General features: G+C 35.8%; 23 protein-coding genes and 3 pseudogenes. 18 read left to right on the forward strand and 8 right to left on the reverse strand.

Annotated elements, in window-relative coordinates; genetic code table 11:
* Positions 1–60 precede the first annotated feature (60 nt).
* The 9 genes and pseudogenes from EQJ87_RS09685 (at position 61) to EQJ87_RS09725 (ending at position 8,942) form a co-directional block, all read left to right on the forward strand.
* Positions 61–1,524: a BglG family transcription antiterminator gene (locus EQJ87_RS09685; protein WP_130124391.1), complete on the forward strand. Its 1,464-nt coding sequence runs from the start codon at positions 61–63 to the stop codon at positions 1,522–1,524.
* Complete coding sequence (locus EQJ87_RS09690; RefSeq protein ID WP_130124392.1) at positions 1,521–1,988, forward strand: PTS sugar transporter subunit IIA; 468 nt, start codon at positions 1,521–1,523, stop codon at positions 1,986–1,988. The genes EQJ87_RS09685 and EQJ87_RS09690 overlap by 4 nt, the downstream gene beginning before the upstream one ends.
* A 53-nt stretch (positions 1,989–2,041) precedes the next feature.
* Positions 2,042–2,917, forward strand: a complete 876-nt coding sequence (locus EQJ87_RS09695) for a ketose-bisphosphate aldolase (protein WP_130124393.1) — start codon at positions 2,042–2,044, stop codon at positions 2,915–2,917.
* Between the two features lie 91 nt (positions 2,918–3,008).
* Positions 3,009–3,323: a PTS fructose transporter subunit IIB gene (locus EQJ87_RS09700; protein WP_130124394.1), complete on the forward strand. Its 315-nt coding sequence runs from the start codon at positions 3,009–3,011 to the stop codon at positions 3,321–3,323.
* A 1-nt stretch (position 3,324) separates the two neighbouring features.
* On the forward strand, positions 3,325–4,425 hold the full coding sequence (locus EQJ87_RS09705; protein ID WP_130124395.1) for a PTS fructose transporter subunit IIC: 1,101 nt from the start codon (positions 3,325–3,327) through the stop codon (positions 4,423–4,425).
* 358 nt (positions 4,426–4,783) lie between these two features.
* A pseudogene (locus tag EQJ87_RS09710) lies at positions 4,784–5,121 on the forward strand (IS3 family transposase); the annotation flags it as partial.
* Positions 5,122–5,671: 550 nt separating this feature from the next.
* Positions 5,672–7,186 carry a hypothetical protein gene (locus tag EQJ87_RS09715; protein ID WP_130124396.1) on the forward strand — a complete coding sequence of 505 codons (1,515 nt, stop codon included), beginning with the start codon at positions 5,672–5,674 and terminating at the stop codon, positions 7,184–7,186.
* Positions 7,187–7,606: 420 nt separating this feature from the next.
* Positions 7,607–8,230, forward strand: coding sequence for a hypothetical protein (locus EQJ87_RS09720; RefSeq protein WP_130123078.1), 624 nt, complete (start codon positions 7,607–7,609; stop codon positions 8,228–8,230).
* A gap of 140 nt (positions 8,231–8,370) precedes the next feature.
* A pseudogene (locus EQJ87_RS09725) lies at positions 8,371–8,942 on the forward strand (recombinase family protein).
* Between the two features lie 133 nt (positions 8,943–9,075).
* On the opposite strand, the gene EQJ87_RS09730 reads toward EQJ87_RS09725, so the two are convergent.
* Positions 9,076–9,177 carry a type I toxin-antitoxin system Fst family toxin gene (locus tag EQJ87_RS09730; RefSeq protein ID WP_021722009.1) on the reverse strand — a complete coding sequence of 34 codons (102 nt, stop codon included), beginning with the start codon at positions 9,175–9,177 and terminating at the stop codon, positions 9,076–9,078.
* A gap of 284 nt (positions 9,178–9,461) precedes the next feature.
* Between EQJ87_RS09730 and EQJ87_RS09735 the strand changes: the two genes are divergently transcribed.
* A complete protein-coding gene (locus tag EQJ87_RS09735; protein WP_130124397.1) occupies positions 9,462–9,665 on the forward strand; it encodes a helix-turn-helix transcriptional regulator in 204 nt (67 codons plus the stop codon).
* Complete coding sequence (locus EQJ87_RS09740) at positions 9,655–10,188, forward strand: DUF3278 domain-containing protein (protein ID WP_190289073.1); 534 nt, start codon at positions 9,655–9,657, stop codon at positions 10,186–10,188. Before EQJ87_RS09735 ends, EQJ87_RS09740 begins: the two co-directional genes overlap by 11 nt.
* 598 nt (positions 10,189–10,786) lie before the next feature.
* On the opposite strand, the gene EQJ87_RS09745 is transcribed toward EQJ87_RS09740, so the two are convergent.
* Positions 10,787–10,888, reverse strand: coding sequence for a type I toxin-antitoxin system Fst family toxin (locus EQJ87_RS09745; RefSeq protein WP_130124399.1), 102 nt, complete (start codon positions 10,886–10,888; stop codon positions 10,787–10,789).
* 188 nt (positions 10,889–11,076) lie between these two features.
* Here EQJ87_RS09745 and EQJ87_RS09750 point away from each other — a divergent pair.
* Together EQJ87_RS09750 and EQJ87_RS09755 are read left to right on the forward strand one after the other, a co-directional pair.
* A pseudogene (locus EQJ87_RS09750) lies at positions 11,077–12,472 on the forward strand (IS3 family transposase).
* A 125-nt stretch (positions 12,473–12,597) separates the two neighbouring features.
* Positions 12,598–13,374, forward strand: a complete 777-nt coding sequence (locus tag EQJ87_RS09755; protein WP_130124400.1) for a nucleoside phosphorylase — start codon at positions 12,598–12,600, stop codon at positions 13,372–13,374.
* 77 nt (positions 13,375–13,451) lie between these two features.
* Here EQJ87_RS09755 and EQJ87_RS09760 read toward each other — a convergent pair whose 3' ends face one another.
* From EQJ87_RS09760 to EQJ87_RS09785, 6 genes are all read right to left on the reverse strand, one after another.
* Positions 13,452–13,829: a hypothetical protein gene (locus EQJ87_RS09760; RefSeq protein ID WP_130124401.1), complete on the reverse strand. Its 378-nt coding sequence runs from the start codon at positions 13,827–13,829 to the stop codon at positions 13,452–13,454.
* Between the two features lie 136 nt (positions 13,830–13,965).
* Positions 13,966–14,478, reverse strand: a complete 513-nt coding sequence (locus tag EQJ87_RS09765; protein WP_130124402.1) for a cob(I)yrinic acid a,c-diamide adenosyltransferase — start codon at positions 14,476–14,478, stop codon at positions 13,966–13,968.
* Complete coding sequence (gene eat / locus EQJ87_RS09770; RefSeq protein ID WP_130124403.1) at positions 14,475–15,905, reverse strand: ethanolamine permease; 1,431 nt, start codon at positions 15,903–15,905, stop codon at positions 14,475–14,477. Before eat ends, EQJ87_RS09765 begins: the two co-directional genes overlap by 4 nt.
* Positions 15,898–16,689 carry an ethanolamine ammonia-lyase subunit EutC gene (gene eutC, locus EQJ87_RS09775; RefSeq protein ID WP_130124404.1) on the reverse strand — a complete coding sequence of 264 codons (792 nt, stop codon included), beginning with the start codon at positions 16,687–16,689 and terminating at the stop codon, positions 15,898–15,900. Before eutC ends, eat begins: the two co-directional genes overlap by 8 nt.
* A 15-nt stretch (positions 16,690–16,704) precedes the next feature.
* Positions 16,705–18,066 (reverse strand): ethanolamine ammonia-lyase subunit EutB, encoded by a 1,362-nt coding sequence (locus EQJ87_RS09780; protein WP_130124405.1) that lies wholly within the window; start codon positions 18,064–18,066, stop codon positions 16,705–16,707.
* Between the two features lie 8 nt (positions 18,067–18,074).
* A complete protein-coding gene (locus tag EQJ87_RS09785) occupies positions 18,075–19,469 on the reverse strand; it encodes an ethanolamine ammonia-lyase reactivating factor EutA (RefSeq protein WP_130124406.1) in 1,395 nt (464 codons plus the stop codon).
* 399 nt (positions 19,470–19,868) lie between these two features.
* On the opposite strand from EQJ87_RS09785, the gene rpsD reads away from it, so the two are divergent.
* From rpsD to add, 5 genes are all read left to right on the forward strand, one after another.
* On the forward strand, positions 19,869–20,480 hold the full coding sequence (rpsD, locus tag EQJ87_RS09790) for a 30S ribosomal protein S4 (protein ID WP_130124407.1): 612 nt from the start codon (positions 19,869–19,871) through the stop codon (positions 20,478–20,480).
* A gap of 151 nt (positions 20,481–20,631) precedes the next feature.
* Positions 20,632–21,462, forward strand: a complete 831-nt coding sequence (locus EQJ87_RS09795) for a hypothetical protein (protein ID WP_130124408.1) — start codon at positions 20,632–20,634, stop codon at positions 21,460–21,462.
* Positions 21,463–21,701: 239 nt separating this feature from the next.
* The gene (locus EQJ87_RS09800) at positions 21,702–23,840 is read left to right on the forward strand and encodes a Tex family protein (RefSeq protein ID WP_130124409.1); all 2,139 of its coding nucleotides are present in this window, start codon (positions 21,702–21,704) and stop codon (positions 23,838–23,840) included.
* Between the two features lie 28 nt (positions 23,841–23,868).
* Positions 23,869–24,312: a SprT family protein gene (locus EQJ87_RS09805; RefSeq protein WP_130124410.1), complete on the forward strand. Its 444-nt coding sequence runs from the start codon at positions 23,869–23,871 to the stop codon at positions 24,310–24,312.
* A gap of 301 nt (positions 24,313–24,613) precedes the next feature.
* Complete coding sequence (gene add / locus EQJ87_RS09810) at positions 24,614–25,648, forward strand: adenosine deaminase (protein WP_223804528.1); 1,035 nt, start codon at positions 24,614–24,616, stop codon at positions 25,646–25,648.
* The last annotated feature ends 14 nt before the right edge of the window (positions 25,649–25,662 follow it).

Consider the following 25,662-nt stretch of genomic DNA (forward strand, 5'->3'; position numbering starts at 1 on the left):
AACCACATCAAAAAAAGATAAAATAAAGATATAAAAAGAGAACGGATACAGGAGGGTGAGATGTTTTTAAATACAAGCGAACGCCAAGTATTGAGTCTTCTAAATTTTGAAAATTATGTTGTAGCTTCAGTATTAGCAAAGCAGTTACTTGTATCTGATAAAACAATTAGAAGAATGATAGCCAAGATTAATGAGGAGTACTTAGCATACTTTGATAATACGCTAATTATTTCTCAATCAGGCAAAGGTTTTAAGCTGTCAAATGATTTTAAAGGAAAAAATATTTATAAATATTTAAAGGTCATCGAACAAGAAGACAATGAATTATACAGGATAATGTTAACAATTTTATTTAGCCACCCTTATAAGAGGAGGGATGATGTTTTAGAAGCTGACTATTTATCTGCTAGCGCTAAAATAATCAAATTAAAGAAAATCGAAAAATTTTTTAAAAAATATAATCTTATTTTTAAAGCTGAACAACACTATGTTTGGATTAATGGGGAGGAAGATAGTATTAGAAAAGCGATAAATAGTCTGATACTGTTGACAAATAATATGAGTCTTCAACTTTTCGAAGGAGATAATAACTTCATTAATTCTCAAGTTGAATTGATTGAAGAACAAATGAATCAATATCTAAGCTATCCTTATGATTGGACTATTAAACTCTATCTCTCTACGCTTGTAAAGCGTACAAGAGAAGGAAAGGTTACTTGGGACATACCGAAAATAACGAATATAGAAGAAAAACTTGTGTCTAAAAATAAGTTACTGGCAAATTTGGCAAAAAAAATTATTCAAAACTTATCACAATATCTTAATATTTCGTTTGATGAAATAGAGCAGATTTTATTCTTTCAGACACTATATGCCATTAATCTCAGTAGACAAGAAAGCCTGAAAGTTGATGACGAATTGGCGCACGAGATTATCAAACATATAATTCTTAGTTTTTTTGACAAATCAGATTTCAGAAATTTGAACCAAATTGATAGACTTCAAGAGGACCTGTACCAGCATATTTTACCTATGATTTCTAGATTAAGAGTAGGATTACATGTCGAAAATAATTTATTAGATGAAATTAAATTAAAGTACAATCATACTTTTGTAAAACTATCAACAATAATTGTTTCAATAAATAAAGAACTTGCTTTTGAAACAAAAATTGATGAAGCGGAAACGGGATATCTTACTCTCTATTTTGAAAAATTTTTTTTAGAAAGTACAACTAACAAAAAAGTGTTGTTGGTGTGTTCAACTGGTATAGGGACTAGTGAGTTATTACAAATCAGAATTAAGAAGAAAGTTCCGAACTTAAATATTATTGGGACAATGAGTAACCGACAGGCTGAAAAAAATAAAGAATATCTTCAAAAAAATACGGATTTAATACTAACAACAATTGATACTCCTATAAAAGAAATTGGAGATGTTCCAATTATAATGATTAGTCCGTTATTAACAGAAAATGATATTCAAAAAATAAACTATATTTTAGAAGATAGTGGTGAACAATGATGACAGAAATAGATTTGAAAAAAGTGATTCATAAAAATTTGATGATTATTCCATCAAAATCTAAAAATAAAGCAGAGGTTATTAAAGAATTAGGAAGTTTACTTGCTAGTAGTGGCTATGTAAATAATGCTCAAGAATTTATAAGTGATGTCTACCTACGTGAAGCGGAGGGGGTAACAGGTATTGGGCAAGGCGTTGCTATTCCGCACGGAAAATCCCCATCCGTTAAAGATACAACAATTGCTATCGCTGTACTGGAAAATGAAATTGAATGGGAGACTTTAGATAGTGAACCAGTCAAAGTAGTTATTATGTTTGCTGTAAAGGATATAGATGCTACAACAACCCATATTTTATTATTGCAACAAGTAGCTCAACTTCTAGCACATGATGACTTTCTTAAAGAGCTAGTTCAAGTTACAAATGTCAATAACTTATATCAGTTATTGACAAAAATTGATTAATGTGAACATGGCAATTTTGCCAAAAAATATTTTTATATAAAGGAGACCTACAAATGGTTTTAGTAACAGGAAAAGAATTACTCGATGTCGCAAAAGAACAAAACTTTGCAATTCCAGCATATAATTGCGGTTCGGGGCCTTTGTTAAACGCTACACTACAGGCGTGTGAAGAAGATCAAACCCCCTTTATCATTGCAATTCATCCAGATGAGTTGAGCTTTTTGGAAGATAACTTTGTTGCTTCATGTATTGATGCAGCTAACAAAACTAAATTACCAATTGCCATCCATTTGGACCATGGAGCTAGCTATGAACAAGTTATTCATGCTATTCAACTCGGAATGACATCGGTTATGATTGATAAGTCTTTGGCACCATTTGAAGAAAATATTGCAATTACAAAAAAAGTTGTCGAAGCAGCACACGCTGTGGGAGTTTCGGTAGAAGCGGAGTTAGGAACGATTGGAAACACTGGTAATAATGTTGAAGGAGGAAACCAAGAAGTACTTTATACAAATCCTGCTCAAGCTAAAGAATTTGTTGAGCGCACAGCTTGTGACTCGCTTGCTGTAGGAATTGGTACCTCTCATGGTCTTTATCCAAAAGGTTTACAGCCAAAATTAGCCATTGATGTTTTGGGGGAAATTGTCAAAGAAACTAGAATTCCTTTGGTTCTACATGGTGCATCAAATAATTTGGACTCAGAAATCGAAGCCGCTGTTACTCATGGTATTAATAAAGTAAATATTTCTTCTGATATCAAAATAGTTTTTGCCGAAAAATTACGAGAAGAATTAAATGATGGTAACTCCGAAAAACGAGAACCTAATGTGCTCTTCCCAGAGCCGATGAAAGAAACTGAAAAAGTAGTTCATCATAAAAACAAACTGTTTGGAGCTATTGATAAAGCCAAATATTATTTCCAATAATCACTAAAAATTCCCTTTGACGTCACTTAAATCAAAGGGACAATCTAAAACGCATTTAGTGAACGGTCACTTTAAGAAGGAGAGGTCACTTATGAATATCGTCGGAATTACAGCTTGTACGGCAGGAATTGCACATACCTATATTGCAAAAGAAAAATTAACTCAAGCAGGGATAGAACACGGACATAGGATTCGCATTGAAACTCAAGGTTTGGCCGGAATTCAAGAAAAGCTTGATTCTAAAGAAATTTCAGAGGCTGATGTAGTAATTATTGCTGCAGACATCAAAATTAGCGGTCGTGAACGATTTGAAGGTAAAAAAGTTGTAGAAGTACCCACAAGTTTAGTGGTAAAGTCTCCTAATAAATTAATTGAAAAATTGGAAGAAATAAACCAAGGAGCGTAACATGAATACTTTAAAAACTATAGGTTTCAAAAAACATTTAATGACAGCTATTTCCTTTTTTCTTCCTGTTGTATGTGCTGCTGGGTTTTTACTTGCAATTGGAAATATAATGGGTGGTAAAAGTATAGTTGATTTTTCAAAATCATTTGCTTTTGCAGATACGCTATCGACTATGGGGGGATATGGCCTAGGGTTTCTGCCAGTAGTTGTTTCAACTGCGATTGCATATTCTATTGCGGACAAACCAGGAATAGCTCCTGGTCTAATTGTCGGTTTTGTAGCCCATGGAATCAATACTGGTTTTATTGGCGGAATTGCTTCGGGTTTTGTGGTAGGGATAATTACCTTGATTTTCTATCAAAATATAAAAGTACCGAAATGGATGGAAGGGCTTATGCCTACACTTATTGTTCCATTTGTCTCCTCTTTTCTTGGAGGAATGGTTATGTACTATGTTCTTGGTACACCAATCAATTATTTAGTAAAAATATTAACTAACTATTTAATAAAGCTTGATCCATCACAACTATTAATTTATGGATTAATCATTGGAGTTTTGTCTTCTATTGACTACGGGGGACCCATCAATAAAACTGTGTTTGCTGTTGTTTTTACAATGTTTTCAGAAGGTATCTATCCCCCTCTTACCGTTTTAATTGGTGCATCTATGATTACGCCATTTGGGTACGGATTTGTGTTCTTTTTGCAAAAAGTATTTAGAAAAAATGTTTTTGATAAACAAGATGCAGAGACTTTAAAATCAGCTATTCCTATGGGATTCTGTCAAATTACTGAGGGGTGTTTTCCCATTATTTTCAAAAATTGGTTAAAAAATATGATTGCAACCGGAATTGGTGGTGGCGTATTTGGAGCAGTAGCAATGTTCTGGGAGTGTGATAGTCATATCCCTGCATCTGGGATGTTTGCAGTGCCAACTATGACAGGGAATCATGGTTTACTTTTTGTCCTTGCCCTTGCCATTGGGTCATTAGCACAAGCAATAACTTTTATTATTATAATGCAACCTGTTGACCCAAATGAGATGATTGAATTCGAAGAGAAAGAAGAAGAAATTGATCTTAAGGATTTCAAAATTTCATAAGGAGAATAAAATGGGGTATGAAAAAAATATAGAAAAATTTTTAAAAGATTCAAAAATAGCATTTACTCAACAAGAAATAGATAGTATAGACTATGCAGATTTTGGATTAAATAATATCCGAGAAGAAGGATTAAATCTGATTGTCTACATTAATAATGAACGTTATTGCGCTAAAGAAATGGCATTGTTAGCAGGGCAAACTTGTCCTGAACATAAGCACCCCCGCAGAGGCCAAAACCAGGAGATTGAAGGAAAAGAAGAAACCTTCCGTGTTCGCCAAGGACGAGTTTATCTTTATGTAGAAGGAGAAAACAACGTAGCAAAAATTTCTGCTAGATTGCCAGAAAGGAATAAAGATCTGGTTATGGATTGCTTCTTACAAGCTTGTGGGAAAGAACATTCTCAGCCTGGTTTGATTGCCCATATTGATCAAGGAAGTCAATATACAAGCTCACGTTATCAATCCCCCCTTCGTCAAGTCGGGGCTCAATCTAGCATGAGTCGTAAAGGAATTCTTTATGACAATGCAATGATGAAGTTTTTTTGTAAGACGCTAAGAGGGAACTTATTAATGATGCTCATTTTAAGGCAAGAGCTGAGGCTACCCAAGAAATTTTTATATATATTGAGACCTACTACAATATAAGAAGAATGCATTCAGCTCTAGATTACAACTCTCCAAAAGACTTTGAAAAATCAGTATTTAGTTTTTCGTTGACTTTCCACATGGGCCCAAATTTATGGGTGTACGACATGAATGAGATAGGAATATCTCATTTTTTTGTATAATAAAATCATCAGATTGAATTAGTCTAATGGTTTGAAACCTAGAATTAATGGCGTTTTTTATGCTGATTTTTTCAATCCGTCCTCAAAAAATCTTGACAGACAATGCCGGAAAACAATACGACTTCAAAAAATATTGGAGTTAAACAGCTTATGCACCAGTTTTTGTGTTCAAACTTTCGTAGTATCACTCTATTAGAATGATATGGGGTTAGTTTTATCTTCGAGGCGAGGCTCAACAAAAGATTTTTTTTTGACCACATTATCATAGAATTTAATTAGAATACGCATACAAATTTAATTTTATTGCATTGTATGTTTAATTTTGATATAATAATTTATAAATATTTTTAATTCCTACCTTATAGTTCTTATCAACCTAGTGATAGGCTCTTGAGTTAGTGTATCCCTTCGAAAACACGAATTTACAAAAAAATTACCTAGAAAGAAAAATTTTAAAATGAAAAAACCTACACAATACACACTTTTGGCAACCGCAGCTCTTGGGATTGTTGCAGTTGGAACACATGCCAAAGCGGCAGATGTTGCGCATGGTACTACCATTAATAATTCAGTTATAATTGATCAAAATCTTAATAGATTGATCACAGCAAGCGGCGGAACTTATATCATTGACGGTAAAAAAGTATATGATCCCTCCTCGGGCCAAGTCATTGTAGCCCCACCAGTTACACCTCCTGCTACACCAGATCAACAAACACCAAATCAACAAACATCAACTGTAACGCCAAGTGCTACACCAGCTGCAACACCAGTTGCAGTGCCACAAGCAAATCAACAAACATCAACTGTAACGCCAAGCGCTACACCAGCTGCAACACCAGTTGCAGTGCCACAAGCAAATCAACAAACATCAACTGTAACGCCAAGTGCTACACCAGCTGCAACACCAGTTGCAGTGCCACAAGCAAATCAACAAACATCAACTGTAACGCCAAGTGCTACACCAGCTGCAACACCAGTTGCAGTGCCACAAGCAAATCAACAAACATCAACTGTAACGCCAAGTGCTACACCAGCTGCAACACCAGTTGCAGTGCCGACTAAAACAACCACTAAAGTAACAAAAGCACCAACTGCAACACCAGTTGCAACTCCCGAAAACGTACCAACACCAAAAGCACCGGTAAAAACTCCAGTTGCAATACCAGCACCACCAGTTGAATTTGTACCGAAAAAACGTATTCCATCAGCTGCAGTAGCACCTAAAATACCGACGCCAACTGCTACACCAGTTGCAACACCAATTGCTACACCAAAAGTACCATTGATTCCAACTCCTTTGCCACAAACACCCAAAGCGTTCGCAACACCTACAGCTATTTATGTAGTACCCTTAAAAGTATCTGTGCAAGCAGCAGCACAAGACGGAACTTTGACACAATATATCCAAAAACCATCAGTATTATCAACAAATAGTGGCAAGTATGATGATGATAAATTTCCGCTTCGCAAACTTGGCACAATTTTTACAAGCCGTATCGGAGTAAATAAACCAGTTGCTACGCCAACTGCGACACCAGTTGCTACGCCAACTGCGACACCAGTTGCTACACCAACTGCAAAACCAGTTGCCACACCAACTGCAAAACCAGTTGCTACGCCAACTGCAAAACCAGTTGCTACGCCAACTGCAAAACCAGTTGCTACGCCAACTGCAAAACCAGTTGCTACACCAACTGCAAAACCAGTTGCTACACCAACTGCGACACCAGTTGCTACGCCAACTGCGACACCAGTTGCCACACCAACTGCAAAACCAGTTGCAAATCCAGCACCAAAAGTTGGTGCTATAAACGGACCAATCGTTAAACGTTCAACACTCGCAAAGTTGCCATTAACAGGCAGTAGAGAAGGACTCAAATTTTCGACTATGGGAGCACTTATTTTCGGAATTACTGCAACTTTTGTAGCAAGAAGGAGATATGTTGCAAAACATGATCGCAAATATTGAAAGCTCAAGTTGCTCAAAGAATAAATAAATCGCTACAAGATTGAAGCTGGACTATTATTAATTAAGTGGAAAGATATATAAACTAGATAGCTCGTAACTTTATAGTTATGAGTTTTTTATTTTTCAAAATATAAAACACTTATAATGTTGTACATCTTGTTAAAACGAGCATTTTGTCTTGTTAGGTTTCAGACTATATGATAAAATCATTAGTATAAAGTAAGTGAAAAATGAGAATTATCGTTGAAAATTCATTATTAAGATTTATTGAGGGAAAAGGTAAATAGACTACCTATATAACCTCTACTCTGTACCAAACTCGGATAATCGATACTGATAAACTAACATTTTAGGTAATAGCCAAAGGCTGCTAAGTATATAAGCCGTATTTATCAGGTGCAATGTAAGAAAGGTTGAATAATGATTATTAAAAAGGTAGCTTTAAGTTTGTTAGCAGTGACTGCTGGCTCAATATTTATAGTTCATAAGCTTTCAATTGCTAATCAATTAAAAGCACATGAACTTCATGAGACACAGCCTAGCTTAAAATCAGTTACAATTAAAAGTGACAAAAAAGATGTTTCCACATCTGACTCCCATTCTTCAAAGTCAAATACTTCCTCGCAAGAGCAAGCGAAGAATCAAGTAAATGAAAAAGATCAAATTGAATCCTCCCTTCCAAAAACTACGATTCAAAGTTCAGAGGGTTTAAACTTCAATGGGAAGCATTACGATATTAGGGGGGTTTCTGGTCTAGGACATGTCCCTGCAGATGAATATGTTTATCAGTGGCTTGATTATACAGAGCACTTACATCTTTTAGCTGAAAGAAAAGGCCAAATTGGTATAGATGTACGAGAGGTAGCTGTAGGTTCAAAGATTATAGTAAATAATCAAACATATACAGTTTATAATGTCATGAGTGGTGTTACAAACGACGAAAATGCTTATAACAGCTTATCAATAGGAGAGCCAGTGATTACTATTCAATCTTGCGATTCAGAGGATGATGATGCTACATTAACAATTTGGTACGCTGCTTAAACATTTGGATTGATAGCAAATAAGCGGATATGTATACAAACAAATCAGCTCACAACTGTTAAGTTGTGAGCGTTTTTTATGTGTTATATTTAAAGGAAAAGAGCGGCTCTTAACTTAGGGTTATAAGCGGAAGGGAAAAGATGAAAATCGGATATGCACGTGTTAGCACATTGCAACAAACATTGGAACATCAAATTGAAACTTTGAAAGAGGCAGGAACTGAAAAAATTTACAGGCGCTACTGTTGAACGAACTCAATTTTATATTTTGTTGCAGTAATTAAAAATCAGGGGATACTTTAATTGTCGCCAGAATGGATCGCTTTGCAAGAAACACTCGAGAAGCGCTAGAAATCGTTCAAGAGTTATTTGCTCAAGGCATCAAAGTTCATATTTTAAATATCGGACTCATTGATAATACACCAACAGGTCAACTAATTTTTACTGTTTTTAGTGCCTTTGCTCAATTTGAACGAGATCTCATCATAACGAGAACTCAAGAGGGGAAAAATTTTGCTAAACTTCATGATCCCAATTTTAAAGAGGGACGTCCAAAGAAATTTTCTGAAGAACAAATTCAATTTGCTTATGAATTGAAGCAGCAAGGAATGACATACAAGATGATTGAGCGAAAAACAGGAATAAGTATCGCTACTCAAAAAAGACGATTTATGAAAGCTTTAAAAGATAAAGCGGTTGACAAAGAAGTTTGAAGTGTTATAATGTAATTAACGAAGATTGTAGTGAGCATATTCTCACCACATAAACCGAGGGACTGCCAAAAACCCTCGGTTTTTTTATTTTTTAATAAAAAAACGTCCCTCTGCCAAAGGGACGAATAGTGGATTAAAGGCGCTTATGTCGGTTTTTTAACCAGTCCTTGACCAGCTCAAGGATTACTCCAACCACTATTGGAGCGACAACTGATACGAAGATTGTTATGAGCATAAACTCACCTCCTTTCTAAGGCAAAATTGCATCAGAAAGGTGCGCCACTAATTATTATAGTATAAAATTGCTTAGCTACCCTACCTCTCAAATATTGGAAAAACAACGAAAACCAGACCTAAAAAGCTCATGGGGGTTGCTTTATAATCTATTTTTTGTATGGCGATTTATTCAATGTTAGTCCAATATTGGGAGAAAATATCATGTCACTTATAATTGACACAAGGAGTTTTTTGTGGTATTTTTAATGTAGTCACATATATATGACCAAAGGAGTTGATTACTTGAATAACGTAAGAATTTTTAGAGAAAAGGAAGGATTATCACAATTTGCCTTAGCTAAAGAAATTGGAGTAGCCAGGCAAACAATAAATTTAATAGAAAACAATAAGTACAATCCATCATTAGATTTATGTATAAAATTGGCAAAGAGATTAAATTCAGATTTAAATGAACTATTTTGGGAGGAAAAAGCTGATGAAAAATAAAGAACCTTTGAGAATACGGATAATCAGAAAATTTTATGGAATTGCTGGAGATTATGATGAATATAAAGAAAAAGAAGTAAATAGAATAGGAAATAATGCTTTTATGGGGTTATGGTGGTATTTTCTTATTGCAAGTTTTATAGCACTCTTTTTCGCATTTAAATACCCAGTACAAACATTATGGGTTTATCTTGGGAGTAATATACTTGTTGGGCTATTTGCCGTAAGTCTATATCTAATTATTGCCAGTCAAAAGAGTAGGTTGAATGATGTTGAAGTAGAAACATCAGACTTAAAAGTAGTTAAGAAAAAAGTCTTGAGGGCCGGGGTATTGGCTGGCATTCAATTTGGAATAAGTATGTATTTTTTAAGGATGCTAATGCTCTATGTAAGTGGTGATGGAAATATTGTTTCATATTTCCACTCTCCAAAGAATTTAATCATGTCAATTTTACAAGCAATATTTTTTGGCGGATTTATCTACGCTATAGGTCGATTTAGGATAAAGAGAGCTACTAAGTGACAAACCAAAAAAGAAATCAATTTCACGTTGCTTGAGAAGCTTGAAAAAACTCATAACCGTTAAGTTATAAGTTTTTCCATTTTTTATATCTATCCATTTGCTTACTATTGCTTTATGTCGTTTTATAATTTATACTTGAGTCAGGTATAGATTATGTGTGAAAGGAAGTATGGGATGATTAATTTCTGTTCTATATGTTAGGTGTAAATGAAATGACTCTAATTGGTATTGTTTTATTAGTTTTTATTGCTTTGGTGATAGCTATAATTCGATTCTTAATTAAATTTTTAAAAAATAAAAGTGATTAAGATATGCCTTAAACACTGTGTTGTTGATTATAAGTAAAAACTTTGAACTGTACTATTAAAAATGGATAGAAAAGAAAATTCCATAACAGGAATAAGTGTTGCCACTCCAAAAGAAGATTTGTAAAAACAACAAAGAATAAAGTAGTTGACAAAGAATATTGAAATGTTATAATAAAAGTAACGAAGATTTGTGGGAGTGGTATCTCACAAGACAAGCCGAGGAACTGCGAATTTCTCGGTTTTTTTATGCAAAAAAAACGCCCAGTTCTGCGAAACTGAGCGAATGTGGACTAATGGCGCTTATGTCGGTCTTTCAACCAATCCTTGACCAGCTCAAGGATTACTCCAACCACAATAGGAGCGACTACTGATACGAAGATTTGCAGAAGCATTATCTCACCCCCTTCCTAAGGCATTTCTGCATTGGTAAGGTGCGCCACTGATTATTATAGCATAAAAACAATCATCTATCATATCTCTCAAATACTGAAAAATTAACGAAAAAATGACTCATAATGGTTAAATCTGATGTGACCCCCAAAAGTTAGACCAAAAATCTAACATTTGGAGGTCTTTTATTATGACAAAATACTCGCCAGAGTTTAAACTAAAAATTGTAAGGGAATATTTAGAAGGGGAAATAAGCGCTGCTGAGTTGGCACAAAAATACAACATCTTGTCTTCTGGGGGAGGGAAGGTTGGATAAAAGAATATCGCCTCAGGGGAAAGGCTGCTTTTCAAAAAAATTCTAAAGAGAAAAAGAATTATAGTACCGAGTTTAAAGAAAATGCAGTAAAATTATACTTAACAACTGATTTTACCTATCAAGAAGTTTCCTGCCAGCTAGATATTCGTACTATGGGGCTACTTTGTACTTGGGTAAATCAATACAGAAAATATGGAGAGATTCCTGAACCAAAAAAACATGGTCGAAGACGGAATATGGAGTTAAAAAATCCTATGAGTGACGTATCTAATTCCTCAGATGAAGCATATTTACAACATATCAAAGAACTAGAAAAAGAACTTCGCTATGCCAAAATCGAGGTCAAATATTTAAAAGGGCTACGGAGATTGGGAAACAAGGTTCCAATGAACAAAAAGCAAAACTCATTCACAATCTCCGAAAAAAATTCAAACTCAAAGAAATCTTAGAGATTACAAAGTTTCCTAAAGCGACATACTTCTATTGGAAAGCACGCTTTGAACGCCCTAATACAGATGAAAGTCTAGAGCAAGAACTTCTCTTAATCCATGATAAAAACCCTAATTATGGATATCGTCGGATGGTACAAGCATTAAGACGGGAAGGATTCTTTATCAATCATAAAAAAGTTCAACGTTTAATGAAAAAGTTAGGAATTTGTGTGTCCTCCTACTGGCATAAGTCACGGAAGTACAATTCGTATAAAGGAACTGTAGGTAGAATCGCTAAAAATAAACTTCGTCGTCGCTTTTGGACTAGCATTCCTCATCAAAAAATCACAACAGATACGACAGAATTCAAATATTATGAAGATGGGGTTCAACGTAAGCTTTATCTTAACCCTTTTCTTGACCTCTTTAACAACGAAATTATTGCATATAATATTTCTAAAGCTCCTACTTATCAATCAATTTCAAATGCCTTAGAACAAGCAGTACAAATTACCTCAGATTGTCAATACAGACGTACTTTCCACTCTGACCAAGGATGGGGATATCAAATGAAACAATATTCTATACTCCTCAAGAAAAATAAAATATTTCAATCTATGAGCCGTAAAGGAAATTGTTATGATAATGCGGTGATGGAAAATTTTTTGGGGTTACTCAAGCAAGAAATTTATTATGGTTATGTTTTCTTGTCTTTTAAAGCACTTCAAACAGCCCTTAAAGATTTTATTTATTATTATAATCATGAACGAATTAAAAAGAAATTAGGCTGGAGATCTCCAATAGAGTATCGTCTGTGCCACGAAATAATAAATAAATAAAGATTGATAAAAATTTGACTTAATAATATCTATTAGATAAAATCAGGCAATACAGTATATATTACTATGAACAATTATAAAATATATTTTAGTTATTCATACAATAGTTTAAAGGAGGAATAAAAGTGTGGTATTTTGAAGAAGATAACACAAGCCCAATAATCACCGGCAAAAAGCAGGCTCAATCAAATCATGGGAATATTAATCTTAAGCCCTTGCCAAAAACTGCCGTTCTTTTGTATATGAGGGGGTTAGAATCTATAAAAGAAAAGTATCAACTTGAACTAATTTCGAAAAAATTTCCTAGATTTTTAAATTCTTGCCCAATTTATAAAGTTCCAGAGAGTGAAGTCTGTTTATTAGATGGGGGACGTGGTGCCCCAATGGCAGTAGATACGATTGAAGTCCTCAAATCATATGGTGTTGAGAACATAATTTCAATAGGTTTAATGGGTTCAATAGTAGGGGGAGTTGATGTAGGTGATATTGTAATCCCAAGTAAGGCTTATGTAGAAGAAGGGGCATCATTACATTATTATAAAAAAATTGAATATAGCACACCAAATTTAGAATTATTAAATGTAATTTCTGAAAAAAGTCCTGACTCAATAGTAAGACCAATTATTACCACAGACTCAATATATAGGCAAACTTATTATAAAGAAAAGTTATGGAGAAACAAAGGTTGTGTAGGAATTGATATGGAAACGTCAGCTTTATTTTCAGTTGGAAGGTATTTAAGTATGAACGTTTGCTCAGCGTTAATGGTCTCTGATAAACATCCCATTGATCAATTTCAAGAAAGTTGGGGATGGAAATTAACTGAAAGTCAGCGACAAGAATTTTTAGAAAATATGCTTAATATTATATTGTTAACTTTTAAAACAAAAAAGATGAGGTAATTTCTCATCTAAAAGTCCAACTTTTGGGGTTCACATCAGTTTTCTATAAAAGGGGTTCTTTTTAATAAAAATATAAATTATATGTGTTGTCGTCGAATTTTTAATCGATTCATAAAGAATGCTAACGGTGGAAATATGATGAATGTAGATAAAGCGTGGACGAAGTCGAAAGGAACGCCAGAAAGGTAATACCCTAAAAAGCCGCTGGTTCCAAAACCATAGATTATTCCTGAGAATAGAGTAATGCAGATTCCGTAAGAAAATACACCAGTCACAAGTATCGTGATAATCATAATCCATAAACTATTTGTAAGCCCTAAAAAAAGGGAAAAAGCAAAAAACATTGCAGTGATTGGTTTAACATTAGGGAGAAATGCGAACCAAATTCTAAGAGTTGAGCACAGCGCTGCTAAAACAGCGATTAATGCTAGGCGGTGTATTAAGTTATTGTTCATATTATAAAGTTTTCCTCTGGTTATTTGCTATGTGAGATTGAAGATTTATCTATTTTTGTATGGATTGAACAATCGTAGTTGATTAAATAGCTATTTATAATCAATTGATGAGTAGATTTTGTTACTTGTATGAGCATTAATAATAAATATCACCTACTCCTGAGTTTTTATTGACAATCCGTGCCAAGGTGAAAAAATAATCTGAAAGTCGATTGATAAACTTAAGGAGTTCGCCTTCTTCTTGGTTTAGTAAAACGAGGTGACGCTCTGTTCGTCTTGCGATTGTTCTGCAAATATGCAAAATAGAAGCTCCTTGTTGACCATTCGGTAATATAAATTGGTTGAGTTCGGGGAGTAACTCACTATATTTATCAATTTTTTTCTCTAGTGATCTAGTGAATTTGCTTGTTATTTTTTCTGGTTTAATCCCTTGAAGATCACTTGAAAAATCAAAAAGTTGATGTTGTATCTCTAACAATTCTAAAGTGAGTTCTTTTTCTTTAGTGAGAAAACTGATTGCTAAACCGATGTAACTATTAAGCTCATCCAAGTTTCCTAGAACTTCAAATAGTTGATTTGACTTAGCAAGAAGTTTCCCGTCAAATGTTCTTGTCTTCCCTGTATCACCAAATCTTGTATATATTCTCATTTTAAGTCACTTTCTGCTTCTTGAAGTAAGGCAAATTCTTCTTCGGGTGCTCCTGCGACGAGATGTTTTGAGCTATAAAGAAGATAATAGAGAATAAAAGCAAATAAAACTGCAGTTGCAATGCTAGCTGCTTGGGTGTCAACGGTAAATGTTGCAACGATTGCAATAAGGGATAGGAGGAATGAAAGTCCTGTAGTGATAATGCCACCCGGAGTTTGGTAGACACGTGGCATATTTGGTTCTTTAAACCGCAGTATAATATGAGAAAGGTTTAGCAAAGCATAAGAAACAGTTGCACCAAATACAGCAATATCTATCAATTTATCACCTGCAAAAGTTGTACCTGCTGTAACTTGTAAATAACTTGCTAACAAAAAGCCGATACTTCCAGGGACAACTAATGCCCATACAGGTGTTTTTTGTTTGCTTGTTACAGAAAGAAATTTCGGTAAATAACCTGCTCTAGAAAGGGCAAAAAGTTGCCGTGAATAGGCATAGATGATGGAAAAGAAGGAAGCGATAAGTCCCGCCAGCCCAGCGTAATTGACAAAAGTTGCGATGTTCTTATCACCAATGGCTTTAAGCGCATCAACCAAAGGTGCTCCGGAGTTACCGATAACTTTACTACCTGCACCACCAGCTGCTAGCAAAAGAACGGAAAAACCGGAAATTACTAGAACAATCATAGCAACGATAATACCGCGCGGCATGTCTTTTTTGGGATTATTTGCTTCCTCGGCAGCGAGGGGAACGCCTTCAACGGCGAGGAAAAACCAAATTCCAAAAACTAAAGCAGACATAGCCCCTGGAATTCCGTGAGGTAAAAAGCTAGAAGCCCCAAATGTAGAAGTGATTGGTTGGATATTAAAGAGATTATTAACATTAAAGTGTGGAAGCATTGCAAAGATAAAAATAAGAAGTGCCAAGACAGCTATGGCGGTGATTCCAAACATTAGTTTTAAGGCTTCTCCAACTCCGTGAATATGTATTCCGACAAAAATCAGATAGAAAACTAAAAAAATCGGCCAGCCATTTTTTATACCGAATAAACCAAGACTTTCGACATAACCACCAATGAAGACGGCAATTGCAGCAGGAGCGATTGCGTATTCAATTAAAATAGCAATACCAGTAATGTAACCTCCAATTCGTCCTAAAGCACGTCTCGCAAAGCCGTATCCTGCCCCAGCTGATGGCATTGCTGAACTCATTTCAGCGAGTCCAAAAACCATTGTTAGATACATCAGTCCCATGAGGATAAAAGCAATAAGTAGACCGCCCCAGCCTCCTTTTAATAGTCCTAAATTCCATCCAGAGAAGTCTCCAGAAATGACATAGGAAACTCCTAAACCAGCTAGTAAAATCCATCCAGCAGATCCTTTGGCTAAGCTTCTGTTTTTAAAATATTCTTCTTGTGTTTTATCCATTATTTAATACCTCGTTTAATTCTAATCCAGACTTTTTATATTTCAACATATTGGCGAGGAGTTCAGCGATATAGGCTCCTGCTTCGACGACGGCTGTTCCGCCTTTGTGGATATTAGAAACAACATTACGTCTTGCTTCTGGCATTCCAGGAGTAGGGCGATATGCGATATAGGCGGACATTGACTCTGCTGAAACAAGCCCTGGACGTTCTCCAATGAAATAACAAATGACATCGCTCTGCGTGATTTCTGCAATCTCATCCATGACGGCGACACGAGCGTGCTTGACAAAAATTATACTCTCTTCATCAAATGATAGATTGAAGGTTTTTAAGCCATTTTGTAAGCTAGGAATCATATCACGGATATTTGCTTCAATGGCAGCTGAAGACAAACCGTCCCCGACCATGATTTGAATTTTCTGTTTTTTAGGTACTTCTAAATCAATAAGCCTATGACTTTCAGATGAAAGTTGTCTGCCTAAATCTGGACGTGTAATATAGTCTTCTTTATCTTTGCATCTTGTTTCAACTTCTATAAAATTAAATTCTGATAAAAACTCTTTGGAAACATAGGACCAAACGGAGTCTTGGGCTGAGGCGTGATCGGCCCGAAAACGAAGCATTGTCTGTGTTAAATAAGAAGTTCCAGCTCGGCCAACGCCTAAGCGGGCGGGAGTCGTCAGCTTCATGTGACGATAGTTACGCTCGCTATTAGGGGATTTAACGAGAAGTTGAGATTTTAGATCAATTTTTGTTAAATCATCGATATAATTTTTTTTCATTCTAATTCCTTTCTTTCAATAGAAAATAGAGGCATCGCCAGCTTTGGCAGTCAATTTTTTATTCTCCATTATGCCCATTTTTTCGAGCCAATGTTCAAATTCTGCTGTGGGTCCTTTACCAGAAATTTCTCGAATGCTGGCAACGTCATGATAACTGGTTGATTGATAATTGAGCATGACGTCATCTGCGTGAGGTATTCCCATGACAAAGTTAACGTTTGCTGAATTGAGTAGCATCAAAAGGTTGTCAGCATCATTTTGGTCTGCTTTCATATGGTTGGTATAGCAGACATCAACACCCATAGATAAGCCGTGCAACTTACCCATGAAATGATCTTCTAAGCCTGCACGAATAACCTGCTTTCCATCATAGAGATACTCTGGGCCGATGAATCCAACAACGGTATTTACCATAAAAGGGTCAAAATGTCTTGCAAAGCCATAGCAACGGGCTTCCATTGTTAGTTGATCTGCTCCATAATGAGCGTTCGATGAAAGTTCGGAACCTTGTCCTGTTTCGAAGTAGAGTTTGTTTTTTCCGCTATTGATAGCTTTTTCTTCGGCAAGAACTTGTGCTTGTTCTAAATCTGATTGTTCAAAACCGAAAGCGGTGTTTCCTTTTTGACTTCCTGCGATAGATTGAAATATTAAGCCTGTTGGAGCTCCTTTTTCTATAGCTTTCATCTGGGTCTTCACGTGAGCGAGGACACAGGTCTGCGTAGGAATTTCGTACTTACTACGAATCTCTTCGAATTTATTTAAAATTTTGCTAACATTTTCAACGGAATCATCAACAGGGTTGAGACCAATCACTGCATCTCCCGAACCGTAACTCAGTCCTTCGAAAATACTTGCTAGAACACCATCAATATCATCTGTAGGGTGATTGGGTTGGAGGCGAGTGGAAAATGTTCCTCTTTTTCCGATGGTTGTATTAGCAGTTTTTGTGATTTCGATTTTGCTTGCAACTTTAACTAAATCCATATTACTCATAAGTTTAGTGACGGCAGCAATCATTTCGCTAGTTAAACTGTTGGAAATGGCTTTGATTTCGAAATCGCCAGTTGTGCTTGCGAGTAGATACTCTCTGAGGTTTTCGATTGTCCAATTTTTTATTTTTTCATAATTTGTCAAGTTAAGGTCGTCAATGATAATGCGGGTAACTTCATCTTTGTCATAATCAACGATAGGGTTTTCAAAGCAATCTTTTAAGCTAAGTTGGCTAAGAACAATTTTCGCGGCTATGCGTTCTTCGTAACTTGTCGCCGCTATACCTGCAAGTTTATCACCTGATTTCTCTTCATTTGCCTTTGCTAAAACTTCTTTAAGTGAATTGAAACTATATGTTTTGGAAAATAATTTTGTTTTTAAAATCATAGGTACTCCTATTCAAAAATAAGTGTTTTAATAGAAACGGGGAGGACACTGCCGTTTACTATAGGTTTTGCAATATCTAGGTAATCTCCGTCTTTGGCTGAAATTTCATCAAGGCAAATGTAGGGATATCCTCTAGCTAAAGCATTTTGCAAGAGTTGGCCTAGTGCTTTGGCGTTGTCCTCTTTTGTGAGAATAATCAACTTCCTTTTTTTCTTAATCAATTCTGTTAAGTTATTCAGTAAATCATTTTTGAGTTGAATAAGTTCTTTAAAAGTAGGATTTTTAATACCGCTCATACTAATAGCAATGGTATCAAACTCATTTAAATCAAACCAAGGAAGTTTTTCGCTGAGGTCTTTGGAAATTGTTTTTGGAGAAGTGTATAGAACAGGGATGTTTCTTACTGGTAAAGTTGATGAATTATAGCTGATGGTTGAGCCGCTGAGTTGCATAATACTTGTTCCGGCGCCGATTACTGTAGCGCGGATATCTTCTTTTGCTGAAAATTGTTTGAGCGTCATAAGCTTACTCTTTGAAATTTCTTCTGCCAGGATAATTCCCATATCTCCGTATAAATAAGGATTCTCTTGGGGTTCTTTTAATATCTTTGCTATACCGCCAGAAAATGAAATAGCTTCTGGTTGAGGATTTTTTAAACTTTTATTTGTGATGAGAAAATCAAAATAAGGCGAAGGCGTCCCTAGGTTTACGGCATTTTCTAAAACTTGAACAAAAATTTTAGCTAATTGATGAAGAGAGTTGCTGTCGAGTTTTCTGTTGAGAGAAAGATTAAGTTTTTCTTTTTGAATTATTTTTAATGCTTTGGGAGAAATATAATTAATAATTTGCTGACTATCAAATTTTAAGTGACGTCCACCAATGTCAAAACAGGCGGTGTCGGTTACTAGCCCATCCAAGAAACAGGCGAGATTAGTGGTGCCTCCGCCAATATCAAAATTTATGGTGTTTTGATGAGTGAGTTTTGAAAACTTTTCTGCTCCGCTTCCTCGTCCAGCTACAATGCTCTCTAAATCAGGACCTGCAGTAGAAACAACAAATTCGCCTGAAGAAGCAGCAATTAATTTTGCAACCATTTCTGCATTTTCTTTTCTAGCTGATTCGCCAGTAATAATGGCCGCTCCTGATGTTATGTTAGATTTGTTTACATGAGCTATTTTGAGATTATTATCAATGAATTTTTGCAACATAATGATATCTAATAAGTTGTCTTTGGAGTGAGGGGTGAATATAATGGGGCTACGATAAATAACCTCTCGGCTAGTAATGACAATTTGTGGTATTGAAAAGGAGCTTTTTTCATTTTTTATTCTTAATTTGGAGATAATCATCTGACTGGTTGAAGTACCAATGTCTATTCCGATACTTAAAATTTCGTCATCCATAGCATAATTCTTCCTTTCGATTATGGATTTGATAAGTTCATGTTATAATATCTGACATTATACGCCGTTGAAATTAAGTTGTCAAGTATATTCAGAAAATTAGCGTGAATTATAATTTAAATTTAATTAAAAAACAAGAAGAGAGAATCTAGGAGAAGAGTGAAAAGACAGGAGATGCGCGAACTAAAAAAGGATAAAATAATAAGTTAAAACTTTATTGTAGTATTGACAAATGGCTAGATTTTGATATAATGGAAAAGTTGAATATAGCAATCAGCTAGAAAACGCGTCACTATTTTGGGGTTCCATATAAGTAACCGAAGCTATCAGGCGAATCCAAAATACACGCATTCGAGGCTGACAATATTCTTCAAATAAAATATTTGGAGGACATAAAATATGTCACGTTATACTGGTCCATCATGGAAACAATCACGCCGTTACGGTATCTCACTTACTGGTTCTGGTAAAGAAATCGCTCGTCGTAACTACGTACCTGGACAACATGGTCCAAACAACCGTTCAAAACTTTCTGAATACGGTTTGCAATTGGCTGAAAAACAAAAACTTCGTTTTTCTTACGGTGTTTCTGAACGTCAATTCCGTAACTTGTATGTTGCTGCTACAAAAGTTCAAGAAGGAACTGTTGGTTTCAACTTCATGACTCTCTTGGAACAACGTCTTGATAACGTTGTTTACCGTCTTGGTCTTGCGACAACTCGTCGTCAAGCGCGTCAATTCGTAAACCACGGTCACATCCTCGTTGACGGAAAACGCGTTGATATCCCATCATTCCGCGTACAACCTGGTCAAGTGATCTCAGTTCGCGAAAAATCTATGAAAGTTCCTGCAATCCTTGAAGCTGTTGAAGCTACTAAAGGTCGCGCTAACTTCGTATCATTTGATGCTGATAAACTTGAAGGAACTCTTGTTCGTCTTCCAGAACGTGATGAAATCAACCCAGAAATCAACGAAGCATTGATCGTCGAATTCTACAACAAAATGATGTAATCTGTTTTAAGATTAAATAAAACCCAATTTCCTTGGTACGAAGGGAGTTGGGTTTTTATTTTCTTTGATGTTATCAATAGATGAAAATATCTGAATTATAATAAAGTTTTTTGTTTTTTTGATATAATATGAATAGAATAAAGGAGAAGATATGAAAAAATTTAAAGGAAAAGCTGTCTTTGTTGGAGTTGGAGTAATTGTTTTATTAGGAATTGCTGGTGCTTCGGCTGCAATTTTAAGTCATGTTTCAAGGGAATCGGGTAAGCAAGTGACAACAAGTAAAACTCAAAACTCTTCGCAAACTATAAAAGGTAGTTTGCAAACTAAGAAATTATCATCATCAGATTCGTCACCGAAAAAGCAAACAACCGATTCGGTTCAACAAGACACTGTAATTGATACTAAAACTCTATCCGATTTACAATTTAAACAATGGGTGGCAATTTACGCAGGAGAAAATTCACTTGACAACCGCCCAGAAAGAATTGTTGTTTTTAATAGAGAAAGTGATGGTAAGAGGGTAGCAAATACAAAAATCACAGAGGCTCAGGTTGATTCGCGGAACACTTTTGAGGTAAATGAAAATGGCGAGTTGGAGAGTTTAGATTTTGAACATTATCCAGCAATGAAGGTATCTTCAACAAACTTTCCTAGTATTGATCAAAAAAAATTAAATGAAAAAGAAATAAAATACTGGGTAGTAGCTGTTCAGGATGCTATTTTTAGCAGTGAAGGCACTGACCCTAAACTTGACCTATCGTATGGTGTGGATGTCCGTTTAGAAAATAGCTTAGTTTATGCGGATGTATTCAAAATTTATTACACTCCTAATCCAGATGGAGGAGCTGCGATTGCGAATAGAACAAAGGTTAATGAATTTAGGGTTAATACTGATGGTAATTTGGAAATGATTGATAAAAATGATCATTCAAAATATATTATTATTTCACAATTATTTATGGATGCGTCCTTAGTCAAATAAAATAAGGAAATGAGTTGCCTCAGATGTAACTCTATAAAGTATAGCTTGAACGATGCAAGTTAATAGAATTTTAAATGTATCTAAGTATTGGTATAGAGCCAAAAAATGCTGTGACCACTGATTATAATTTTTAAACTCGCCCCTATCTGGGAGCGAGTTTTTTGTGAATTTTTTGGTAAAATAGAGATAAGCATTGTGCTTAAAATTGACGATAAAAACTAGTTAAGGATTATTTCTAAGTGGAAAATGTTAAAAAAATTGCTGAATTATTGAACATCAAAAATTCACAAGTTAAAAAAGTATTAGAATTGACAGCAGAGGGGAACACCGTTCCATTTATTGCACGCTATCGTAAGGAAGCAACAGGATCGCTTGACGAAGTTGAAATCAAAAAAATTATTGATGAAGATAATTTACTGACGAAATTATCAGAACGTAAAACGGCTGTTTTGTCAAAAATCGAAGAGCTTGGTAAGTTGACTGACGGTCTGAAAGCTCAGATTTTAGGTGCTGAAAAACTGACAGAAGTTGAAGATTTGTATTTGCCCTACAAAGAAAAACGTCGGACAAAAGCAACGATTGCCAAAGAGAATGGGTTATTTCCCCTGGCACAATCAATCGTAAAAAATGAAGCTAATCTCGATATTGCTGAAAAATTTGTGAATGAGAATTTTACAACAGCTCAAAAGGCTTTGGACGGCGCGGTGGATATCTTGTCGGAAGCAATTTCTGAAGATGCTCGTTTGCGTGCCTGGTTGACTGGTGAAATCAAAAATAATAGTCTGTTGACAAGCAGTTTGAAAAAAGGTGCGGTCGATGAAAAGCAGATTTTCCAGATGTATTATGAGTTTTCTGAAAAAGTTTCAGAATTACCAAATTACCGTGTATTGGCTTTAAATCGTGGTGAAAAATTAGGGATTTTAGCGGTTAAATTTGAAAACAATGAAGACAAAATCTTGCGTTATTTTGCTGCGCGTTTTGCCGCTCAGAATAATCCTTATATGCAGCTTGCGATTAAGGATGCCGTCAAGAAAAAACTCATTCCAGCAATGGAGCGGGCCATTCGCGCGGAATTAACAGAGAGAGCGGAAAGTGCTGCGATTGAAGTTTTTGGTGAAAATCTAAAAAATCTTCTACTTGTTGCTCCGCTTAAAGGACGTGTAGTCATGGGCTTTGACCCAGCCTATCGGACTGGTGCTAAGCTTGCTATTGTTGATGAAACAGGTAAATTATTGATGACAACGGTCATCTATCCTGTGAAACCGGCCAATGCTGGTCAAATTGCGCAAGCGAAAAAAGATTTAGCAAAGTTCATTCGGGAATATGGTGTGAATATGATTGCGATTGGGAATGGAACGGCCAGTCGCGAATCTGAAAGTTTTGTTGCAGAAGTGCTCAAGGAAAATAATTTTTCTGATGTTTATTATGTGATTGTCAGTGAATCTGGAGCCTCTGTTTATTCAGCGAGTGAGCTGGCGCGTGAAGAATTTCCAGAATTGACCGTTGAAAAACGTTCAGCAATTTCGATTGCGCGTCGCTTGCAAGATCCACTGGCTGAACTGGTGAAAATCGAACCAAAAGCCATTGGTGTTGGTCAATATCAACATGACGTTTCTGAGAAAAAATTAACAGAAAACCTCGATTTTGTAGTCGAAACTGTGGTTAACCAAGTTGGTGTAAATGTCAATACGGCGAGTCCAAGTCTGCTTTCACACGTTGCTGGACTTAATAAGACTTTGGCGCAAAATGTGGTCAAATATCGTGAAGAAAATGGCGCTCTTAAGACAAGAGCAGAGCTTAAAAAAGTACCGCGTTTGGGGGCGAAAGCTTTTGAACAGGCAGCTGGATTCTTACGGATTCCAGAAGGGAAAAATTTTCTTGACAATACGGGCGTTCACCCAGAGTCTTATAAAGTGACTGAGCAACTTTTGGTTGAAGTGGGCGCAGGGACTGATGTCAGTACAGAGAAATTACTGACGAAACTTTCGTCAGTAAATATTCTCGAGATGGCTGAAAAACTTGGTGTTGGTCAGGAAACTTTGAGTGATATTATCAGTGATTTGCAAAAGCCGGGCCGTGATTTGCGTGATAACTTTGATGCGCCAATCTTGCGCCAAGATGTCTTATCAGCAGGAGATTTACAGATCGGTCAACAGCTTGAAGGAGTTGTGCGTAATGTGGTTGATTTTGGTGCTTTCATTGATATCGGCATTAAAAATGACGGATTGGCACACGTTTCCGATTTAAGTAAAAACTTTGTGAAAAATCCAAGCGATGTTGTGGCGGTTGGACAAATTGTAACAGTCTGGGTTAAATCTTTAGACTTACAGCGTGGTAAAATCAATCTGACTTTGGTTAATCCACGTGAGAAAAATTAGACTAAATTAAAATAAAAAGGAGAGAAAAATGTTGAGCAATCGAGAGTTAACAATGAAAGTTCGCCAGATTTCTCTGTCTTATTTCAAGCTTCCCTTTGAACATGAAGCTTTGTGGAACCAACGTTTGCGTACAACTGGTGGTCGTTTTTTCCCGCGTGATTTGCATTTAGATTTTAATCCTAGGATGGCTGACTTGACCGATTTTGATCGGGTGATTCTTCATGAATTAACCCACTATCACCTTTATCGTGCCAAAAGAGGTTACAAGCATCAAGACTCTGATTTTAAAGAGCTTCTAGCTCAAGTGGGTGGATTGCGTTACGCACCGCAAGTTGCTGAAAAACTGATGAAATATTCTTATTGTTGCTTATCATGCGGGCAACTTTATCAGCGGCAACGTAAAATTGATACCAAAAAGTATCGCTGTGGAAAATGTCGAGGGAAATTACAGCTAAAAAAGGCTATTCTGTAAAAAGAATAGTCTTTTTTATGACAAAAAATAAAGAAGTTATACACAAAAATTCCCATTTATCCCCAAAAGCTGTGTATAAACAGGGTGATTTTGGGGATAAATAGCAAAAAATGGTTATTTTAAAGGAAATAAACTTTATCCACAGGATTATAAAATAATATCGTAGAATAATTGCAATTTCTAAATAAAAGTCGTAGAATAGTAAAAATACATTTTGAAAGAGATGATTCGGGTCAGCGACTCGAAATATTTTATATTTGGGACTATTTATCCTAAAAATAGTCAAAAGAAGGAGAGAAACGTGCTTAAACCAGAAATAATTGCTCAAATGCCCAAAGTTGAACTTCATTGCCATTTAGATGGCTCATTAAGCTTAAATTGTATCAAACAGCTGGCCAAAAATGCAAAAATTAACCTGGAGATGACGGATGAAGAAATTTTGGAAAAAGCTCAAGCGCCTGAAAATACTAGAAATCTATTAGAGTATTTGGCACGTTTTGATTTTGTTTTACCACTTTTACAGACTTACACTAATTTGGAGCTTGCGGCTTATGATGTGGCACGTCAAGCAGGGCAGGATAATGTGAAATATATTGAAATTCGTTTCGCACCGAGCCAACATTTATTAGAAGGGTTGAGCCTTGAAGAAGCCGTTGAGGCAGTGGTTGCTGGCTTGGCACGAGCTGAAAAAGATTTTGATTTAAAAGCAAATGCGCTAGTCTGTGGTCTTAAACAAGAGCCATTGGAAAAATTAAATAAACTAGTTTCAGTGTTTGACAAAGTCAGAGATGAGCATCTGGTTGGTTTTGATATGGCTGGAGATGAAATGAATTTTCCGCAGATTAAGTTTAGAGATTTGTTAGGAAAAATTACCATGCGTGGTGTTCAGGTTACTTTGCACGCTGGAGAATGTCCAGATTGTGAACGAAATATACTTGATTCAATCAAAATGGGAGCGAGTCGCATTGGTCATGGCATTATGACCAAAAATCTGTCCAAAGCCGAACAAGAAATGATGATTGAAAAACAAATCGTTCTAGAAATGGCTCCGACTAGTAATTTTCAAACAAAAGCGGTGACAGAGCTTGCGCAATATCCTTTTAAAGAACTTTATGACAAAGGAATACACGTGACATTAAATACCGATAATCGCTGTGTTTCAGCGACAACTCTGCAGAAAGAATATGAGAAAATCTCAGCTTGGTATCCAGAGTTTTCTCTTGCTGATTTTGAAAAAATCAATCATTATGCGATTGATGGGGCCTTCATTGGACAAGTAGAAAAAGAAGCGCTACATGAGCGATTCTCAAAGGAATATCAAAAAATCTCTGATTAGCCAGAGATTTTTTA

Source organism: Lactococcus sp. S-13, assembly GCF_004210295.1.
In the GTDB taxonomy this organism is placed as follows: domain Bacteria; phylum Bacillota; class Bacilli; order Lactobacillales; family Streptococcaceae; genus Lactococcus.

What these genes read in the sequence shown, in the direction of transcription:
- EQJ87_RS09795 (WP_130124408.1), top strand. Translation starts at nt 20,632, where the DNA reads ATGAAAAAATTTAAAGGAAAAGCTGTCTTTGTTGGAGTTGGAGTAATT.
- EQJ87_RS09740 (WP_190289073.1), top strand. Translation starts at nt 9,655, where the DNA reads ATGAAAAATAAAGAACCTTTGAGAATACGGATAATCAGAAAATTTTAT.
- EQJ87_RS09690 (WP_130124392.1), top strand. Translation starts at nt 1,521, where the DNA reads ATGATGACAGAAATAGATTTGAAAAAAGTGATTCATAAAAATTTGATG.
- EQJ87_RS09785 (WP_130124406.1), bottom strand. Translation starts at nt 19,469, where the DNA reads ATGGATGACGAAATTTTAAGTATCGGAATAGACATTGGTACTTCAACC.
- eutC (WP_130124404.1), bottom strand. Translation starts at nt 16,689, where the DNA reads ATGAAAAAAAATTATATCGATGATTTAACAAAAATTGATCTAAAATCT.
- EQJ87_RS09695 (WP_130124393.1), top strand. Translation starts at nt 2,042, where the DNA reads ATGGTTTTAGTAACAGGAAAAGAATTACTCGATGTCGCAAAAGAACAA.
- EQJ87_RS09720 (WP_130123078.1), top strand. Translation starts at nt 7,607, where the DNA reads ATGATTATTAAAAAGGTAGCTTTAAGTTTGTTAGCAGTGACTGCTGGC.
- eat (WP_130124403.1), bottom strand. Translation starts at nt 15,905, where the DNA reads ATGGATAAAACACAAGAAGAATATTTTAAAAACAGAAGCTTAGCCAAA.
- EQJ87_RS09805 (WP_130124410.1), top strand. Translation starts at nt 23,869, where the DNA reads ATGTTGAGCAATCGAGAGTTAACAATGAAAGTTCGCCAGATTTCTCTG.
- EQJ87_RS09705 (WP_130124395.1), top strand. Translation starts at nt 3,325, where the DNA reads ATGAATACTTTAAAAACTATAGGTTTCAAAAAACATTTAATGACAGCT.
- EQJ87_RS09685 (WP_130124391.1), top strand. Translation starts at nt 61, where the DNA reads ATGTTTTTAAATACAAGCGAACGCCAAGTATTGAGTCTTCTAAATTTT.
- EQJ87_RS09700 (WP_130124394.1), top strand. Translation starts at nt 3,009, where the DNA reads ATGAATATCGTCGGAATTACAGCTTGTACGGCAGGAATTGCACATACC.
- EQJ87_RS09760 (WP_130124401.1), bottom strand. Translation starts at nt 13,829, where the DNA reads ATGAACAATAACTTAATACACCGCCTAGCATTAATCGCTGTTTTAGCA.
- EQJ87_RS09730 (WP_021722009.1), bottom strand. Translation starts at nt 9,177, where the DNA reads ATGCTCATAACAATCTTCGTATCAGTTGTCGCTCCAATAGTGGTTGGA.
- EQJ87_RS09765 (WP_130124402.1), bottom strand. Translation starts at nt 14,478, where the DNA reads ATGAGAATATATACAAGATTTGGTGATACAGGGAAGACAAGAACATTT.
- EQJ87_RS09715 (WP_130124396.1), top strand. Translation starts at nt 5,672, where the DNA reads ATGAAAAAACCTACACAATACACACTTTTGGCAACCGCAGCTCTTGGG.
- EQJ87_RS09780 (WP_130124405.1), bottom strand. Translation starts at nt 18,066, where the DNA reads ATGATTTTAAAAACAAAATTATTTTCCAAAACATATAGTTTCAATTCA.
- rpsD (WP_130124407.1), top strand. Translation starts at nt 19,869, where the DNA reads ATGTCACGTTATACTGGTCCATCATGGAAACAATCACGCCGTTACGGT.
- EQJ87_RS09745 (WP_130124399.1), bottom strand. Translation starts at nt 10,888, where the DNA reads ATGCTTCTGCAAATCTTCGTATCAGTAGTCGCTCCTATTGTGGTTGGA.